1 protein-coding gene is annotated in these 371 nt (G+C 42.6%); it reads left to right on the forward strand.

The window, feature by feature from the left end:
• Positions 1 to 371: EAL domain-containing protein (locus tag IQR33_RS21260; RefSeq protein WP_193844028.1), on the forward strand; the 371-nt coding region annotated here is incomplete at both ends.

The following is a 371-nucleotide window of genomic DNA, read 5'->3' on the forward strand; positions in this document are numbered from 1 at the left end:
CACGAGGCAGTGATTGAAGAGGGCCAATACTTAGGAAGTAACATTAGTATTGGTTTGTATCCTTGCATAGATCCAAGTCACTCAGCAGAGGAAATATTGCGTAAAGCAGCACGAACTTGTCAGTACGCAAGCGAGCAGAATAAAGACCGTGTTGCGGTTTACAGTGAGAAAACTCAGCATGCCGTAGACCGTTATTTCTTTATTGAACAAGGTCTAAAAAGTGCACTAGAAAAACAGACATTAAGCGTTAAGTTTCAGCCAATTATTGACGCAAAAAGCTCAAAAGTAGTGAGCTTCGAATCTCTGGTTCGCTGGCGTAGCAAAGAGTTTGGCGAAATTTATCCAGACGAATTCATCCCCGTCGCAGAGAA

Origin of the sequence: Vibrio sp. OPT46, from assembly GCF_015163535.1 — a bacterium.
Classification (GTDB): Bacteria; Pseudomonadota; Gammaproteobacteria; order Enterobacterales; family Vibrionaceae; genus Vibrio; species Vibrio alginolyticus.